The 15,086-nt window shown below is 71.2% G+C and carries 14 protein-coding genes; 10 read left to right on the plus strand and 4 right to left on the minus strand.

What is annotated here, in order from left to right; all coding sequences use genetic code 11:
* Positions 1-586: 586 nt before the first annotated feature.
* From ACGF3C_RS19995 to ACGF3C_RS20005, 3 genes are all read right to left on the minus strand, one after another.
* Positions 587-2,158: an MFS transporter gene (locus tag ACGF3C_RS19995; protein ID WP_393223957.1), complete on the minus strand. Its 1,572-nt coding sequence runs from the start codon at positions 2,156-2,158 to the stop codon at positions 587-589.
* Between the two features lie 107 nt (positions 2,159-2,265).
* Complete coding sequence (locus ACGF3C_RS20000; protein ID WP_393223960.1) at positions 2,266-2,907, minus strand: class I SAM-dependent methyltransferase; 642 nt, start codon at positions 2,905-2,907, stop codon at positions 2,266-2,268.
* Positions 2,904-3,863, minus strand: a complete 960-nt coding sequence (locus tag ACGF3C_RS20005; RefSeq protein WP_393223963.1) for an NAD(P)/FAD-dependent oxidoreductase — start codon at positions 3,861-3,863, stop codon at positions 2,904-2,906. Before ACGF3C_RS20005 ends, ACGF3C_RS20000 begins: the two co-directional genes overlap by 4 nt.
* A 95-nt stretch (positions 3,864-3,958) precedes the next feature.
* Between ACGF3C_RS20005 and ACGF3C_RS20010 the strand changes: the two genes are divergently transcribed.
* Together ACGF3C_RS20010 and ACGF3C_RS20015 are read left to right on the plus strand one after the other, a co-directional pair.
* Positions 3,959-4,555, plus strand: a complete 597-nt coding sequence (locus ACGF3C_RS20010; RefSeq protein ID WP_393223966.1) for a helix-turn-helix domain-containing protein — start codon at positions 3,959-3,961, stop codon at positions 4,553-4,555.
* Between the two features lie 496 nt (positions 4,556-5,051).
* Positions 5,052-5,879, plus strand: coding sequence for a hypothetical protein (locus ACGF3C_RS20015; RefSeq protein WP_357228655.1), 828 nt, complete (start codon positions 5,052-5,054; stop codon positions 5,877-5,879).
* Positions 5,880-6,138: 259 nt separating this feature from the next.
* On the opposite strand, the gene ACGF3C_RS20020 is transcribed toward ACGF3C_RS20015, so the two are convergent.
* Positions 6,139-7,098 carry an AraC family transcriptional regulator gene (locus ACGF3C_RS20020; protein WP_393223969.1) on the minus strand — a complete coding sequence of 320 codons (960 nt, stop codon included), beginning with the start codon at positions 7,096-7,098 and terminating at the stop codon, positions 6,139-6,141.
* A 103-nt stretch (positions 7,099-7,201) separates the two neighbouring features.
* Between ACGF3C_RS20020 and ACGF3C_RS20025 the strand changes: the two genes are divergently transcribed.
* The 8 genes from ACGF3C_RS20025 (at position 7,202) to ACGF3C_RS20060 (ending at position 15,082) form a co-directional block, all read left to right on the plus strand.
* Positions 7,202-8,059, plus strand: coding sequence for an NmrA family transcriptional regulator (locus ACGF3C_RS20025; protein ID WP_393223972.1), 858 nt, complete (start codon positions 7,202-7,204; stop codon positions 8,057-8,059).
* On the plus strand, positions 8,056-8,559 hold the full coding sequence (locus ACGF3C_RS20030) for a DUF1772 domain-containing protein (RefSeq protein WP_393223975.1): 504 nt from the start codon (positions 8,056-8,058) through the stop codon (positions 8,557-8,559). Before ACGF3C_RS20025 ends, ACGF3C_RS20030 begins: the two co-directional genes overlap by 4 nt.
* A gap of 160 nt (positions 8,560-8,719) precedes the next feature.
* A complete protein-coding gene (locus ACGF3C_RS20035; RefSeq protein ID WP_393223978.1) occupies positions 8,720-9,745 on the plus strand; it encodes an iron-containing redox enzyme family protein in 1,026 nt (341 codons plus the stop codon).
* 81 nt (positions 9,746-9,826) lie between these two features.
* Complete coding sequence (locus ACGF3C_RS20040; RefSeq protein WP_393223981.1) at positions 9,827-10,792, plus strand: EamA family transporter; 966 nt, start codon at positions 9,827-9,829, stop codon at positions 10,790-10,792.
* A gap of 72 nt (positions 10,793-10,864) precedes the next feature.
* Positions 10,865-11,128: an acyl carrier protein gene (locus tag ACGF3C_RS20045; RefSeq protein ID WP_393223983.1), complete on the plus strand. Its 264-nt coding sequence runs from the start codon at positions 10,865-10,867 to the stop codon at positions 11,126-11,128.
* Complete coding sequence (locus tag ACGF3C_RS20050; protein WP_393223986.1) at positions 11,125-12,744, plus strand: amino acid adenylation domain-containing protein; 1,620 nt, start codon at positions 11,125-11,127, stop codon at positions 12,742-12,744. The genes ACGF3C_RS20045 and ACGF3C_RS20050 overlap by 4 nt, the downstream gene beginning before the upstream one ends.
* Positions 12,741-13,925 (plus strand): acyl-CoA dehydrogenase family protein, encoded by a 1,185-nt coding sequence (locus tag ACGF3C_RS20055; RefSeq protein ID WP_393223989.1) that lies wholly within the window; start codon positions 12,741-12,743, stop codon positions 13,923-13,925. The genes ACGF3C_RS20050 and ACGF3C_RS20055 overlap by 4 nt, the downstream gene beginning before the upstream one ends.
* On the plus strand, positions 13,922-15,082 hold the full coding sequence (locus tag ACGF3C_RS20060; RefSeq protein WP_393223992.1) for an acyl-CoA dehydrogenase family protein: 1,161 nt from the start codon (positions 13,922-13,924) through the stop codon (positions 15,080-15,082). Before ACGF3C_RS20055 ends, ACGF3C_RS20060 begins: the two co-directional genes overlap by 4 nt.
* Positions 15,083-15,086: the final 4 nt, after the last annotated feature.

The following is a 15,086-nucleotide window of genomic DNA, read 5'->3' on the forward strand; positions in this document are numbered from 1 at the left end:
CGTGCCTGATTTGGCACGCGCGAGTCGGCCATTGTGTCCAAGCTCGCTGAGAGTGACGGCTGGTGGTTGGCCTCCTACCGGTGGCTCTACCTGCGTCATCACATTGACCCTCACTGTTGGACCGCCGAAGTAAATCATGAGCAGGGCGGCGCATAGAGTCAAGACCTCGATCAATGCCGTTCAGGTAGCTGGGCCTCAGGCTGTTTATCAAAGGCGTCTTGTCACGCGGGAGTCGCGAGCGGTGCAGCAGCGCATCTTGCCGCTGTCGAAACAGGGCACGCCAGGGTTGCTGCAGGCCCTCGCCCCGGGTTCCGGACCCACGGGACGCCGGCGGCCGGATCCATCCGCTGCCGGGACTGCTCGCGATCGCGATCGCGGCGGTGGTTCGGGGATCGTGCACTTCTACGGCACCCACTCCGTCGACATCGACGGCGAGCTCGCCCAGCTCGACACCGACGGCTACCGGCCGTTGCGGCTGGCCCCCGGCCAGCGCGGTAAGCAGCTGACCGGGGGTGGGCCCTTGAGGAGCATGGGGACGAGCGGGACCGCGTCTGGCTGCAGGATCGCGGCGTGTGCCAGGCCGGTGCTACCCGGCGATGGTGGCCTCGCTGGCCGAGTTCGATGCGGCGGTTGCCGGTGTGATCGGCGCGGTTCCTAGAGGGCCCCGGGCCAGGACGTAGACGAGCAGGATCGTCATGACGGCGACTCCCGCCCACATGGCTTGTTGCCAGCCGTCGACGAACGCTTCCTGGGCGGCGCGGATGAGTGCGGGTGCCTGGGTGTCGGCGGTGTCGGCGGTGGCGATGGCGTTGGCGATGCCTTCGCGGGCGGTGTCAGCGGTGTCGGCCGGGATGGTGTCGAGGCGACCGTTGATGGCGTTGCGGTAGCCGGCGATCAGGACTGCTCCGAGCAGGGCGACGCCAAGGGCGGTGCCGAATTCTCGGGTGACGTCGTTGAGGGCGGACGCGACGCCTTGACGTTCGCGGGGCAGTGCGGAGGTGATGGCCTCGGTGGAGGGGGTCTGGGTCAGGCCCATGCCGAGTCCCATGGCGAGCATGCCGGGCAGGATGGCGAGGTAGCCGCCGTCGACGGAGACGAGGGTGGCCATCAGCGCCAGGCCGGCGCCGCCGAGCAGGATTCCGGCTGCCATCGTTGCGCGAGCTCCGGCTCGGGCGGCCACTCGGGGGGCGAGTCCGGAGGCGAGCATCATCATCGCTGCCATGGGCATGAGCGCGAGGGTGGAGCGCAGTCCGGACCAGCCGAGAACGGCCTGGAAGTAGGGGAACAGCACGACGAAGATCCCGGCTTGGACGCCGAACAGTGCCAGCAGTGCCAGCGAGCCGCTGGCGAGGCGCCGGTCGCGGAACAGGCGCACGTCGAGCAGGGGCGCCGCCCGGCGTAGTTCCCAGGCCACGAACCCGATGGCGGCGACGACGCCGACGAGCAGGCTGGCCACGGAGACGGGCGAGGTCCAGCCGTGGACCGGGCCTTCGTGCAGGACGTAGATGAGCGCGACCACGGCGATCACCGACGTCAGGGACCCGACCATGTCGAAGCTGTGCTGCGACGTCTCGCGGGAATTCGGGACGGCTCGCAGGGCCGTGACGGTGGCCGCGGCCACGAGCACGACCGGTAGCAGGAACAGCCACCGCCAGTTCGCCCAGTCGACGAGGACCGCGGACAGGTACATGCCGAGAATGCCGCCGCCGCCGGCGACGCCGGTCCACACACCGATGGCTTTGGAGCGTTCCTCGTCGGGGAACGTCGAGGTGATGACGGCCAGGGTGACCGGCATGATCAGGGCGGCGCCGACGCCGGCGAACAGCCGGGCGGCGATCATCATCTCGGATGAGGTGGCCAGGCCCGCCGCCGCGCTGGCGACGCCGAACAGGGCGAGGCCGGCGAGCAGGATCGGTTTGCGGCCCACCCGGTCGCCGAGGGCGCCGAGCGGGAGCAGCAGCGCGGCCAGGCTGAGGGTGTAGATGTTGATCATCCACAGGACGGTGCTCTGCGAGGCGTCGAACGCGACGGCGACCTGCGGCTGGGCGACGTTGAGCCCGGAGACCGAGGCGATGACCGCCATCAGAGCGATACACACCGCGATCAGGATCGCGCGACGCTGGCGCGGGTCGTGAATCGTCGCGTCGGGGACGCTCACGCGTGGGGAACTGTCGAGGGCAGGCATGCGCGGGGTTCCTTCCAAAAGGGCGCGATGGGGTACGGCGCCGGGGTGGACCTCGGTCCCGGCGTCGCAGAGAAAGTGGTTCAGGGGCGGCGGGTGGCGCGCACGACGACGTCGTGCAGCGAGACCGCATGGCCGCCGGGCCCGGGCGCCGGGCGCCGGTGCTCCTCGGCGGTGACGATCTCCCAGTCGGCCGCATTCAGGACGGCGGTGATGTCGGCGAGGGTGACCGTCGCCTCGGCGGGATGCCCGTGCCCGTGCCCGTGCCCGTGGCCGTGGCCGGTGTGCAGGTGCCCGACGATCAGCAGGGTGCCGCCGGGCGCCACCCAGTCGGAGATGCGCTGGTAGAAGGCCAGTTGGGGTATCGCGGGGTGCGCGTAGTGGGTGGTGACCAGGTCGAAGCGCATGGCCGGTTCCCAGGCGGTCAGGTCCGCCTCCACCCACCGGATGGACTCCGTCTGCCCGCTGGCGGTGGCGCGGTCGGCGGCGCGGGCGAGGGCGTCGGTGGAGATGTCGGCGGCGGTGAGCTGCCAGCCGTGGGAGGCGAGCCAGATCGCCTCGGCGCCGGCGCCGCACCCGGCGTCCAGGGCGGTGCCCGGTGCCAGGCCGGCGGTCTCCTGGGCGAGGTAGGGGTTGGGTGGGTTGCCGGCCATGGAGCCGGGCTTGTCGCCGTGGGTCTGCTGCCAGTGCTGTTGCCAGTAGTCCTTGTCGAAGCTGTGCGTCATCGGAGGTTCTCCTCGTTCGTCAGCCGGGCGACCGCCCGGTCGGTGTCCTCGGCGACGAGGTCGGCGTTGAGATGGGCTGCGGCGCGGGCGCCGCCCGCGGCGGCCGCACCGACCTGGGCGGACAGATCGGTGGAGTTACCGGCCGCCCATACCCCGGGCACCGAGGTCCGGCCGGTCTCATCAGCGGCGATGAAGGAACCCACCGGGTGCTGCGTCGCGGTGATGCCGATACCGGTGAACGCCTCTGCTCGGGCGACCATCCGCGGCGCCACCGCCACGGTCTCGACCGGTATGACCTTGTCGTCGTCGAGACGGACCCCGGTCAGCCGGTCGTCGACGATCTCCAGCCCGGCGACGCCGCCAGCGATCACCGGGATGCCGAGCGCGTCGAGTTTCGCCCGGTCCTGATCGCTGAGTTCCTGGTCGCCGGTGAAGTACCGCACGTCATCGCTCAACTGCCGAAACAGCAGCGCCTGGTGCACCGACATCGGCCCCGTAGCGAGCACACCGATCGTCTGGTCGCGGACCTCCCAGCCGTGGCAGTACGGGCAGTGCAGCACATCGCGGCCCCACCGCTGCCGCAATCCGGCGATGTCCGGCATCTCGTCAACCAGGCCGGTGGCTATCAGCAGCCGGCGCGCGTGCAGCACGACACCGTCACGTGTTGTCACCGCGAACCCCACCGACGTGCTCACCACGTCAGCAACTTCCGCGGAGATGATCTCGCCGCCGTAGCCGGTGACCTCATCGCGGCCGCGTCTGAGGAGCTCCAGCGGGCTCAGTCCGTCGAGGGCCAGCAGGCCGTGCACGGCCTGCGCCGGCGCGTTGCGCGGTGCGCCGGCGTCCAGGACCGTCACTCGCCGCCGCGAACGCGCCAGGATCAGCGCCGCGCTCAACCCCGCCGTCCCGCCACCGACCACGACCACGTCCCGCACGATCTCTGCCTGCTCCACCATCTGGCCCTCTCCCTTCACTACCTTCGCCGGTGACTTGATCCTGAGCCTCCCGGCGAATATGTGCAAAGATCTTTGCCGAATGGCAAAATGGGGTTGTGGACGACAATCTGGACCGCACCCTCGACGCGGTCGGCCCGCGGCTGAGGCAGCTGCGGCAGCGCCGCAACATCACCCTCACCGACCTGGCCGAGGAGACCGGCATCTCCGTCAGCACGCTGTCGCGGCTCGAAGCGGGCCTGCGGCGCCCGACGCTCGAACAGCTGCTCCCGCTCGCCCGCGCCCACAGCGTCACCATCGACGAACTCGTCGACGCGCCGCTGACCGGTGATCCCCGGATCAACTTGCGCCCCATCGCCGCCGGCGACGGATCCACCATCCTGCCCCTGACCCGCAGGCCGGGAGGCATCCAGGCCTACAAGTTCGTCCTGCCCGCCGGCGACGACAACCGCGTACCCGACCTGCGCACCCATGAGGGCTACGACTGGGTCTACGTCCTCAACGGCACCCTGCGCCTGGTCCTCGGCGACGACAACCTCACCCTGCAACCCGGAGAAGCCGCCGAGTTCGACACCCGCACCCCCCACTGGTTCGGTGCCACCAGCGCCGGGCCTGTCGAGTTCCTCAGCCTCATCGGCAGACAAGGCGAACGCGCACACGTACGCGCCACACCAAAATCAGGCACGTCCCAATGAGCAGCAGAACTGCCTCCCCCACTCACGCCAGGCTCCGGCAGGCGGCACGCCCTGCTCTCACGTAAACCCCCTGCCGACCTCGTCGATTCGCCTTCACCGCAGAACCGCGATGCTGGAGACCGATCAGCGCAGCATCCTTCGCAGAACGGTCCATTCTGAGAAGAGATCCGGAAGCTGGTCCGTCGCCGCCGATTCGGGCCAGATCCGTTCTCACAACCCGTTCGCACGCAAGAGCGCTGCGGCGTGGTTCTGAGAAATGTTTGTGCGAGCATTCCGGGCCTGGTCGGTGTAGAGGACCGCGATCCCGAGACCCTTGGCGGCCGACGGGTCCGCCCGGCATGGATCGCATGGGCGACACAACAGGAACCTCGCCGGCGAAGCTCGGTACCTTCGCGTGATGCCAGCTCCCAGCCCACGGCGCAGGCGATGCCGAGCCGGATCCACGGCTCAGGCGGGCGGCAACGCGCCCAGGACGGTGCACGTCCACACCGCCGGTGTGGTGCACGTCGACAGCAGCATCAGCAACAGGAGCAGTGTCAGCAGCAGTACCGTCAGCTACGCCCCGGATCGGGCGAGCGTGGCCGACGACCTGATGCCAGCCGTGCTGACGGCGCTCCCGCTGCTGCTGGTGCTGCTCCTGCTGTCGATGACCGGCCAGCACGTCCTCCTCCGTTCGATCGTGCAGGAGGGAAACCCGCTCGGCCTGACGGCGCTGCTGCTGCCGCTTTTCCTGCCGACCATCGCGGCATCGCTCGTCTACCTCGCCCGGCAACGCGGCTGGCTGGGCTGGACCCTCCGTGCCACCAACTGGGCGGCGGCCGGCCTCGCCACCGGCTTCGCGATCTTCGTTCCGATGAACTACCTGCTGTTACAGCTCATCGTCTTCCTGGTGAGTCTCGGGTGGATCTGGGCCCGGCGCCGGCTGGCGCGGCACCGCCCGGGCATCGCGATTGTCGCGATCATTCTGCTCGCGGCTCTGGTCGTCGAGGAAGGGCTCGCCGCGTCCGGGTGGCCCCGCTACAGCTTGTCCCGGATCGCGGTCGGGCGTGTGGTGGACGGTCTGACGCGGATGAACCTCGATGAACCCAACGCGAAGCCGGAACGCTCCGTGCTCGTGGTGAGCGTCAACGACGGCTACGCGATCGTAGCCTCGGCCGGCTATCCACCCAGGATGGAGAGCATGGCCCCGAGCAAGCTGGCAAGCGGCCGGATCTGCCAGCGCAGGCCCGGAGGGATGCAACTCAGTCCTTTCCAGTGGATCGGCAGGGTGGTCCCGGCGGACCCTGCGGTGCTCTCCGCCGCGGAGTACTGCGTCGACCCCTAGCCATCGGCCTGCTGCAAGCGGCGATGGTGCGGAGGGACTCGCGCGGACGGTGAGGGCTTCGGCGAAGGCGGCGTACCGGTCGTTGCGGAGCAGCCATCCCCGTTGGACTGCGACGCCGCCGACGGGCACGGGCCACGGTGTGATGCGCCATCGTCATCCCCGGACGGACTCGGGCCACCGCCCATTGGCAGGTTCTCGTTCGCTGATTCGGTGGTGGCGGACGATGAGGAACGGATGCCCACGGCCAGCCTCGGCACGGTCATCCCACTGGAGTGACGTCAGGCGACCCGATGGCCTGCCGGTGTTCGGCCGGGCTGAGACCGCGTACCCGTTTGAAGGCCGCGCTGAGTGCGAATGAGCTGCCGTAGCCGACCTGGCGGGCCACCGCGCCGACGGTGGCGTCCGGTTCGCGCAGCAGGTCGGCGGCCAGCGCGAGCCGCCAGTTGGTGAGGTACGCCATCGGAGGTTCGCCGACCAGTTCGGTGAACCGGCGGGCCAGCACCGCCCGCGAGATACCGGTGCCGGCCGCGAGGGTGGCCACCGTCCAGGGCTTTGCCGGGTGGTCGTGCAGCAGTCGCAACGCCCTGCCGACCACCGGATCGCCGTGCGCTCGGTACCAGGAGGGCGCCGCCGCCTCGGGCCGGGAGAACCAGGCCCGAAGTACGGCGATGAGCAGTAGGTCGAGCAGCCGGTCCAGGACCACATCCTGCCCCGGCTCGTCCTTGGTCATCTCGTCGCCGAGCAAGGGGATGAGGGGGCTGTCCAGTGTTCCGGCCGGCAGCACCAGGAGATGGGGCAGGACCCTCAGCAGCCGTTGGCTGACCTCGCCCTGCAACTGGTACGTGCCACTGAGCAGCACCGCCATCCCGTCAGCGCGTTCGCCCCAGGTCCGGACACCCAGGTCCATCACTTCGCACAACTCGTCCCCGGTGGGCGTGGTGCTGTGCTCACCGGGATGGATCACTGCCTGCGGCGCCGTGGCCGGGTCGTCGGCGATGGTGTACGGCTCCGGGCCACGGATGATCGCGACATCGCCTGGGCGTAGCGGCACCGGAGCACCCCGATCCGGCACCACCCACGCAGTGCCGCGCAGCATGGTGACCAGGGTGAGGGGCGCACGATCCTGGATCCGTACCGACCAGGGCGGGTCGAACACCGACCGCATCAGGAACGCACCGCGCGCCCTCGGCCCGTCCAGCAGCCCCGCGAGCGCGTCCATGCGCTCAGGTTAGCCCTGTGCGGTGGGCGGTCGAGACGTCGGGACATGCGATCGAGAGTCTCGCCCATTCCCGGTGCGCTCACCCTCGACTTGACTGGTTGCCATGACGAAGACCGTTGATGAGCAGCCAATCCTCGTACTGGGCGGCACCGGCAAGACGGGCCGCCGGGTGGTGGACCGGCTCACCAGACTCGACCGGCCGGTACGGGTCGGCTCCCGTTCCGGCGAGCCGCCGTTCGACTGGACCGACCAGCGCACCTGGGCGCCCGTACTGGACGGGGTTTCGTCGGTCTACCTGGTGTACTACCCGGACCTGGCCGCGTCGGACGCCCTCGCGACGGTCCGTTCGTTCACGGAACAGGCGGTGTCCGGCGGGATCGAACGGTTGGTTCTGCTTTCCGGCCGGGGCGAGGAGGAGGCCAAACTCAGTGAGCGGGTGGTCCAGGACTCCGGAGTGGCCTGGACGATCGTGCGGGCGAGCTGGTTCAGCCAGAACTTCAGCGAGGACTTCCTGACCGACTCGATACGCGGCGGCGAGGTCGTCCTCCCGGCCGGGAACGTGCCGGAGCCGTTCGTCGACGCCCTCGACATCGCCGACATCGTGGTCGCTGCGCTGACCGACGACGGGCACGCGGGGCAGCTCTACGAGGTGACCGGGCCGCGACTTTTCACCTTCGCCGAGGCGACCTCGGAGATCGGCAACGCGCTCGGGCGGGAGATCCGCTACCGATCGGTGTCGCCAGAGGAGTACGCCGCCGTGATGGCCGGGTACGACGTGCCGGCGGAGCTCACTGCGGTCCTGATCGAGCTGTTCGGCAAGGTGTTGGACGGCCGCAACGCACAGCTCGCCGATGGTGTGCAACGGGCGCTGGGCCGCAGGCCGCGCGACTTCACCGACTATGCCCGCGACGCCGCCGCCGCTGGTGCATGGGACACGTCACCCGGTGGAGACTGGGCATGAACGCCACCCTGGCTGCCTGGTCGGCGGCGGTGACCCTGGTGGTGACGGGTGCGATCACGGGTGTCTACTACGCCTTTTCGGTAGCGGTGATGCCCGGTCTGAACGCCGCCGACGCTGGCACCGCGATCCGGGCCATGACGAGCATCAACCAGAGGATCCAGAATCCGCTGTTCTTCGTCACGTTCTTCGGCCCGCTCGTCGCCGCCACGGTGACCGGTGTGTTCCTGTTGATCCTCGGGACGCGGTCGGCGGGTGTGCTGTTCCTGGTGGCCGCCGGGGTGTACCTGGTGGGCGCGTTCATCCCGACGGTGGTCGTCAACGTGCCGATGAACGAGACGCTCGACGCCGCAGGCGTGCCAACCGATCTCGCGGAGGCGGTACGCGTGTGGGCCGCCTACTCGTCCGCCTGGACGTGGTGGAACTCCGTACGCGCTGGTGCCAGCCTGATCAGCCTGCTGCTGGCTGGCCTCGGGGTCTACTTCTCGAACACGTCCCCATGACGTCGTCGCCCGGCGCGGGCAGGGGGTGGCCAGTTCCGGGCGGCCGGGGAAACGCGGCGCGTCGCGTGCCCTCCGACCTGCGAATACAGAAAAATCAGCGAAGCCGTGCAGACGGCGGGGGAATGCTTCGGGTTATACCGACTGCAAGGAGCGCACCCGGATGCCCGCCACGCTGAGCACCACTCCTACGGCGTTCGTCACCGATCTGGTGAGTCGCTTCGCTCTGTCCGAGGAAGACTTCGACCGTTCGTACGCCGATCAGGACGCCTACGACGAACTGCTCGAGAACGTCACCCGGCTGGGTACCGCGGCGTCCGCCGGGGACGCCGACGCCCAGTTCGCACAGCAGTACCTGCTGGCGAAGATCTACGGCCTGCACACCCAGTTGGGGGCGGAATCGACAGCCGAGGCGTCCACCGTCCTGCACGCGGTGACGCGGCAACTGGAGCGGGACACCGCGCGGGACGAGGACAGCTGGATCGACGAGAGCATCTACGCCTCGATCCCGGACGACCCGGAGCGGTTCGTGCCATGGCTCAAGAACATGACGCGGGAGCACCGGGTGTTCAAGCACCCCTATTACCACTCCTTTCTGCGCGAGCGGGCCACCCCGGAGGACTTCCGCAGTTTCGTGTTGCAGGAGTCGTCGGTGGACGCCCGGTTCGACGACCTGCTGGCCATGATGCAGGTCGGCTCGGACGGTGAGACCAAGATGGAGATCGCCAAGAACTTCTGGGACGAGATGGGCAACGGCGACCCCGCGATGGTCCACACCACGCTGTTCGGCCGGATCATCGCCCACTTCGGCATCACCGACGACGAGCTGAAGGAGAGCCTGTCGACGGAGGCGCTGCTCGGCGGGAACCTACCGGTGCTGATCTGCCGGTACCGGAACCTGTTCGGCGAGGCCGTCGGCCACCTCGCCGTCGCGGAGTGGCTGGCGCCGGACCGGTTCTCCCAGGTGCTGCACGGCTGGGAGCGCCTCGGGCTCCCCGCCGACGGCATCACGTACCACCGGCTGCACATCGGCATCGACGCCCACCACGCGAGCGCGTGGTTCGCCCACGTCGTCAAGCCGATGGCGGCCGAGCCGCAGACCCGCCGGGCCATGGCACGCGGTGCCCTGTGGAGGCTGAACTCCTCCTGCCGGTACCTCGACCGCATCCTCGCCTTGAACCCGGCCTAGCGCGTGCGTCGACGCCCCTGGCCGGACCGCCGCCTGGACTCCGCCTCGGCGCGACCGAGGACGTCGACGCCCGCCCTGACGATGGACCGGCCGACTGCCGACCGGTGGCGCATCGCCGCGGCGCTGCTCGCGGTGTGGCTGCTCTGGGGTTCGACCTTCCTCGGTATCCGAGTGGTCGTCCAGGAGGTGCCGCCCCTGTTCGCTGCCGGGGTCCGCTTCTCCGTGGCGGGGGCGCTGCTGCTCGGCGGGCTGTGCTGGCACTGGCGCCGGCGCGGCCAGCCGGGACTGGCGGTGCGGTTGCGCGGGCACACCGGGCGGCTGACCCTGCTCGGGCTCATGCACTTCCTCGGCGCGAACGGGCTGGTCAGTGTCGCCTCCGAGGATCTGCCGTCGGCGGCGGCCGGCACCTACTTCGCCACGGTACCCATCTGGGTGCTGGTGATGGGGGGCCGGCCGAGAGGGCGGGACCTGGGCGCGGCCACGGTCGGACTGGCCGGCGTGGCGATCCTTCTCGGTTTCCAGCCGGGCCCGCTGCTGCCCTCGCTGCTCGTGCTGGCCGCGGCGTTGACGTGGGCCGTGGCGGGGCGGATCGCCGCCGCCTCGGTGGGGCGCGGCACCCCCGGCGACACCGTGCCGGGCGCCGCCCTGTCCAGCGCGGTGCAGATGCTCGGCGGCGGCCTGGCACTGCTTGTCGTCTCCGGGCTCGCCGGAGAGTGGGGCCGGCTGGACGTCAGCCACCTGCACCCCACCGTGTGGTTGGCGCAGCTGCATCTCGTGCTGCTCGGGTCGCTGGTGGGTTTCCTCGCGTACACGTGGCTCGTCACCCGGGTGGACCAGCGGCTGGCCAGCACCTACTCGTACGTCAACCCGCTCGTGGCGGTGGCGTTGGGAGCGCTGGTCCTCGGTGAGGACCTGACCTCGGCCACCGTGGTGGGCACCGCCTGCCTGGTGGCGGCGGTGGCCTGGACGGTGCGGTCCGCCGCCCGGCCGGCCGCCCCGCGCACCTCCGATGTCCCGACCGCGCCGGCCGTCCCGGCCAGCCGGTAACCGCACCCGCCGCACCGGTACGACCGTGCCCGGTCGTACCCGTGTCACCCGAGACCGTTCAGGAGTCAGCCGATGACCCATCCGACCGCCGAGAGCGTGCGCGACCGCCTCGCCGACACCCTCGCCACCATCAAGAAGCGCGACGTCTCGGCCGAGCTGGCCGCCGACGACAACTTCATGCGCGCGCTCAACCTGGACTCACTCGACGCTGTGGAGCTCACCGTCCGGCTCGGCAGCGAGTACGGCATCGAGTTCGGGGAGGAGATCGAGGACCTCGACGCGTTGGAGAGCCTGTCGACGTTGGTCGCCCTCGTCGAGCGGCGTGCGACCCGATGACCATGCTCGTCGAGCCCTCGACGCCGCCGGCCGGCGCGCCGACGCCGGTCGGCTGGTCCCTCATGGCGGCGCTCGCCGCGCAGGCCGCCACCGGGCCGGACCTGCCCGCGCTCACCGGACCGGACGCGACGCTCACCCGCGCCGAGCTGTGGCAGCGGGTGCTGCGGGTCGCCGCGGGTCTGCGCAGCCGTGGGGTGCGCCGCGGTGACCTGGTCGCCGTCCACGGCGAGAAGACCGCCGCGACGGTGACGGCGCTGCTGGGTGCGGTCGCCGCCGGCGCCGCCTACCTGCCGATCGACCCCTCGGCGCCCGCGGACCGGCGGCGCGCGTTGCTGCTGGACTGCGGCAGCCCACGTCTGCTGGCCCGCCGCGCGGCGGTGGCCCGGCTGGTCGACCAGGGGCTGCCCGTGCCGGTGGTGGCGGTGGAGGAACTCGGCACCGAGGCGGACGCGCACCTCGACGACCTGCCGGTGGCCACCGCGCCGGATGACGGGGTGTATGTGCTGTACACCTCCGGCAGCACCGGACGACCGAAGGGCGTCCGGATCCCGCACAGCGCGCTGGAGGCGTTCTTCGCCGCGGTCGACCCGGTGCTCGGCATCACCGATCGGGCACGCTGCCTGAACACGACAGCCCTGCACTTCGACGGTTCGGTGGCGGACCTGCTGTTGCCGCTGCTCAAGGGGGCGCACGTGCGGCTCGGCCCGGCGTTCGTCGTGCCGGCTCGGGTGCTGGACCTCATCGAACGGGACCGGATCACCCACTTCACCGCGGTGGTCTCCACGTTGACGCTGCTGGCCCGGACGGAGCCCGGGTTGTCGGGGCGGGACCTGGGCGCGCTGCGCCGGATCCTCACCGGCGCGGAGGTGCTGAACCCGGCCACCGTCCAGGACTGGCTGCACGCGGCCCCGAATCTCGTGGTGGTCAACGGCTACGGGCCGACCGAGGCGACGTGCGGGGTGACCTTCCACCCGATCGCCGAGCGGGAACCGGGCCGCACCGAGGCGTACCCCATCGGACCCCCGCTGCCGGGGGTGACGATCCGTTTCCGGGACGCCGACGGCCGGATCACCACGGACGGCCCGGGTGAGATCGCCATCGCCGGCGCGCAGCTGATGAGCGGGTACCTGGACCGGCCGACGGAGGAGGCGGCGGTCTTCCTCGACCACGAGGGGACGCGCTTCTACCTCACCGGCGACATCGGCGAACGCGGCGCGGACGGGGCGCTGCGCTTCGCGGGCAGGCGCGACGACGAGGTGAAGATCAAGGGCTACCGGATCAACCTCAACGAGGTGCGCCGCGCCGTGGAGACGCACCCGGCCGTCGGCAGCGCGTTCGTGGCGGCCGTCCCGGATCCGCGCGACGGGCTGTCGCTGGCGTGCGCCGTGGTGCTGCGCCCCCACGCGACCGTCGACCAACCGGATCCCGACCCGGCCGTCGCCCTGCTGCCACTGACCGGAGACACGGTGGAGGCCCTGCTCAGGCACGTGGGCAACCTCCTGCCCCGATACATGGTGCCGCGGGAGCTGTACCGGCTGCCGTCCGTGCCGGTGCTGTCCACCGGCAAACCGGATCGCGCCCGCATCGCCGCGCTGCTGCTCGACGAGGCACCGTGAAAACCGCGGCCCTCACCGTCGCGGCCCGCACCGGCTGGTTCACGCCCGCCGAGGACGAGCTGCGGGCCCGCCTCACCGAGCACCTCGCGGCCACCGTCGTACCCATGGTCGACGCCTGGGAGCGGCACGGCGCGATTCCCCTGCGCGAGGTCCTGACCGGCTTGGCCGCGCGAGGCTGGCTCGGTATGCGGTTCGCCGTCGACCAGGGCGGCGCCGGCGGCACCGCCTGGGAGCACGTGGTCCTCGCCGAATGCCTCGGTGCGCTGTTGTTCGACAGCGTGGGCATGGGGGTGACGGTCCACAACGACATGGTCGCGCCCATGCTGGCCGAGGCCGGCGGGCCGGAGGCCGTCGAGCGTTTCCTGCGCCCGGCCCTGGCGGGGCGCTGCCTGCTCGGGCACGCGGTCTCCGAGCCGGGCGCCGGCGCCGACGTGGCCGCCGTCGCCACCACGGCCACCCCCGAGCCGGGCGGGTACCGGTTGACCGGCGCCAAGCGGTGGGTCGTGGCGGGGCTCACCGCGGACGCCTTCGCGGTGCTGGCCCGGCTGCCCGAGGCTCGTGGGACCTTCGGTCACGTCCTGCTGATGGTGCCGGCCGACGCCCCGGGCGTGAGCAGGGAACCGGCGGACGCCACGCTCGGGCTGCGGACCGCCGGCGTCGCCGGGCAGCTCCGCTTCGACGGCGTGTTCGTGCCCGACGGGCACCGCCTCGGCGGGCACGGCCTCGGACTGGTCACCCAGCTGCGCCAGTTCGAACCGGAACGCATCCTGTCCGCCTGCCGCGCGATCGCCATGGCGGACACCCTGCTGCTGCGAACCGCCGAGCGGTTGCGGGAGCGGCGTACCTTCGGCGTGCCGATCGCCGACCGTCAGCAGCCCGCCGCGCAGCTGGCAGGCCTGCGCGCCGAGGTGGAGGCGGTTCGCCAGCTCGCGTACACCGGCATCGACCGGTGGGTGACCGGCGGTGCGGTGAACACCCTGTCCGCAGCGGTCAAGCTGCGCTCCAGCCGTCTCACCCGTGAGGTAGCCCGCACCTGCCTGCACCTGCACGGCGCCGAGGGGCAGCTCAGCACCCACCCGGTCAACCGCGCCTTCCGCGACACCCGGCTGTTGTCCATCTCCACCGGATCGGACGAGATGATGCTCACCGCCCTCGCCCGCCTGCGCGGGTGGCCCCAGTGACCGCCGCGTCGGTGCTCGCCTCGACCGTCGGGTCGCGTTGTCCGCAGGGCGCCGCCGACGTCGAATTCGCGACGCGGCTCGACGCCTTCACCGACCGGCACCGCGACGGTCTGCTCGCTGCGGGCGTCTGGGAGTCGGCCGGCCCGCCCGTACGGGAGTTGCTGCGCGCCGTCGGCGAGGCCGGCCTGCTGCGCGACGCGTGGGCCGAGCGTGGCGGCGACCGCGCCGCAGCCCTGTGGCGCGCCGCCGCGTTGCACCGCGCGTTCGCCCGGGTCGGTAACGGCGCGCCGGGCGCGGCGCTGCTCACCCACCTGGAGGTGGCGACACGCCTGCTCGGCGTCCTGCCGACGACACCGGTGGGGCTGGTGGCGGACGCCCTGGCCGGCTCGGCGACCAGTGCGCTGGCCGCCACCGAACCGGACGGCGGCAGCGACCTGACCGCCCTGAAGACCACTGTGGGCGCCGGGGCGGCAGGTGGGCTGACCGTGACCGGAACGAAGTGGTTCATCAGCAACGCCCCGTACGCCGACCACCTGCTCGTACTGGCCGACGACCGCGACGGGCGCACCGGTCGGCGTGGGCCGGCGCTTCTGCTGGTGTCCGCCGGGCCGCGCGTCGGGGTGACCACCCTGGACGGCCTGGGACACACCGGCCTGACCGGTGCGGTGGTCCTCGACGCGGCCCCGGTCGCCGCCGTGCTCGCCGTCGGCGGGCACGGACTGCTGGTGCTGATGCGCCACTGGATCCACGAACGCGTGATGCTCGCCGTCCGGATGGCCGAACTGGCCGAGTCGGTCCTGGACCACGCGGTCGCCGACGCCGGCCGGCGGATCACCTTCGGGGTTCCGCTGATCACCAACCAGCACGTCCGATTCACGCTCGCCCGGCTCGACGCCGCGATCCAGGAGGTGCAGGCGATGGCCGGGCAGAGCCTTCGGCTGCTCGCCGCAGGCGCCTGCCCCGGCGGCTGGGCGGCCGCCGGCAAACACCGGGCCGCCGCAGTGCTGGCCGAGGTGGCCGACGAGGCGCTGCAACTCTCCGGTGCTGACGGCTACCGGCGCGGCCATCCGGCGGAACGGGCCCTGCGTGACGCGACCGGCCTGGCGCTCGCCGGCGGCACCACCGAACTCATGCTCCAACAGATTGATCGAGGGTGACACG

The sequence above is a fragment of the Micromonospora sp. NPDC047762 genome, assembly GCF_043204655.1.
Lineage (GTDB): Bacteria > Actinomycetota > Actinomycetes > Mycobacteriales > Micromonosporaceae > Micromonospora.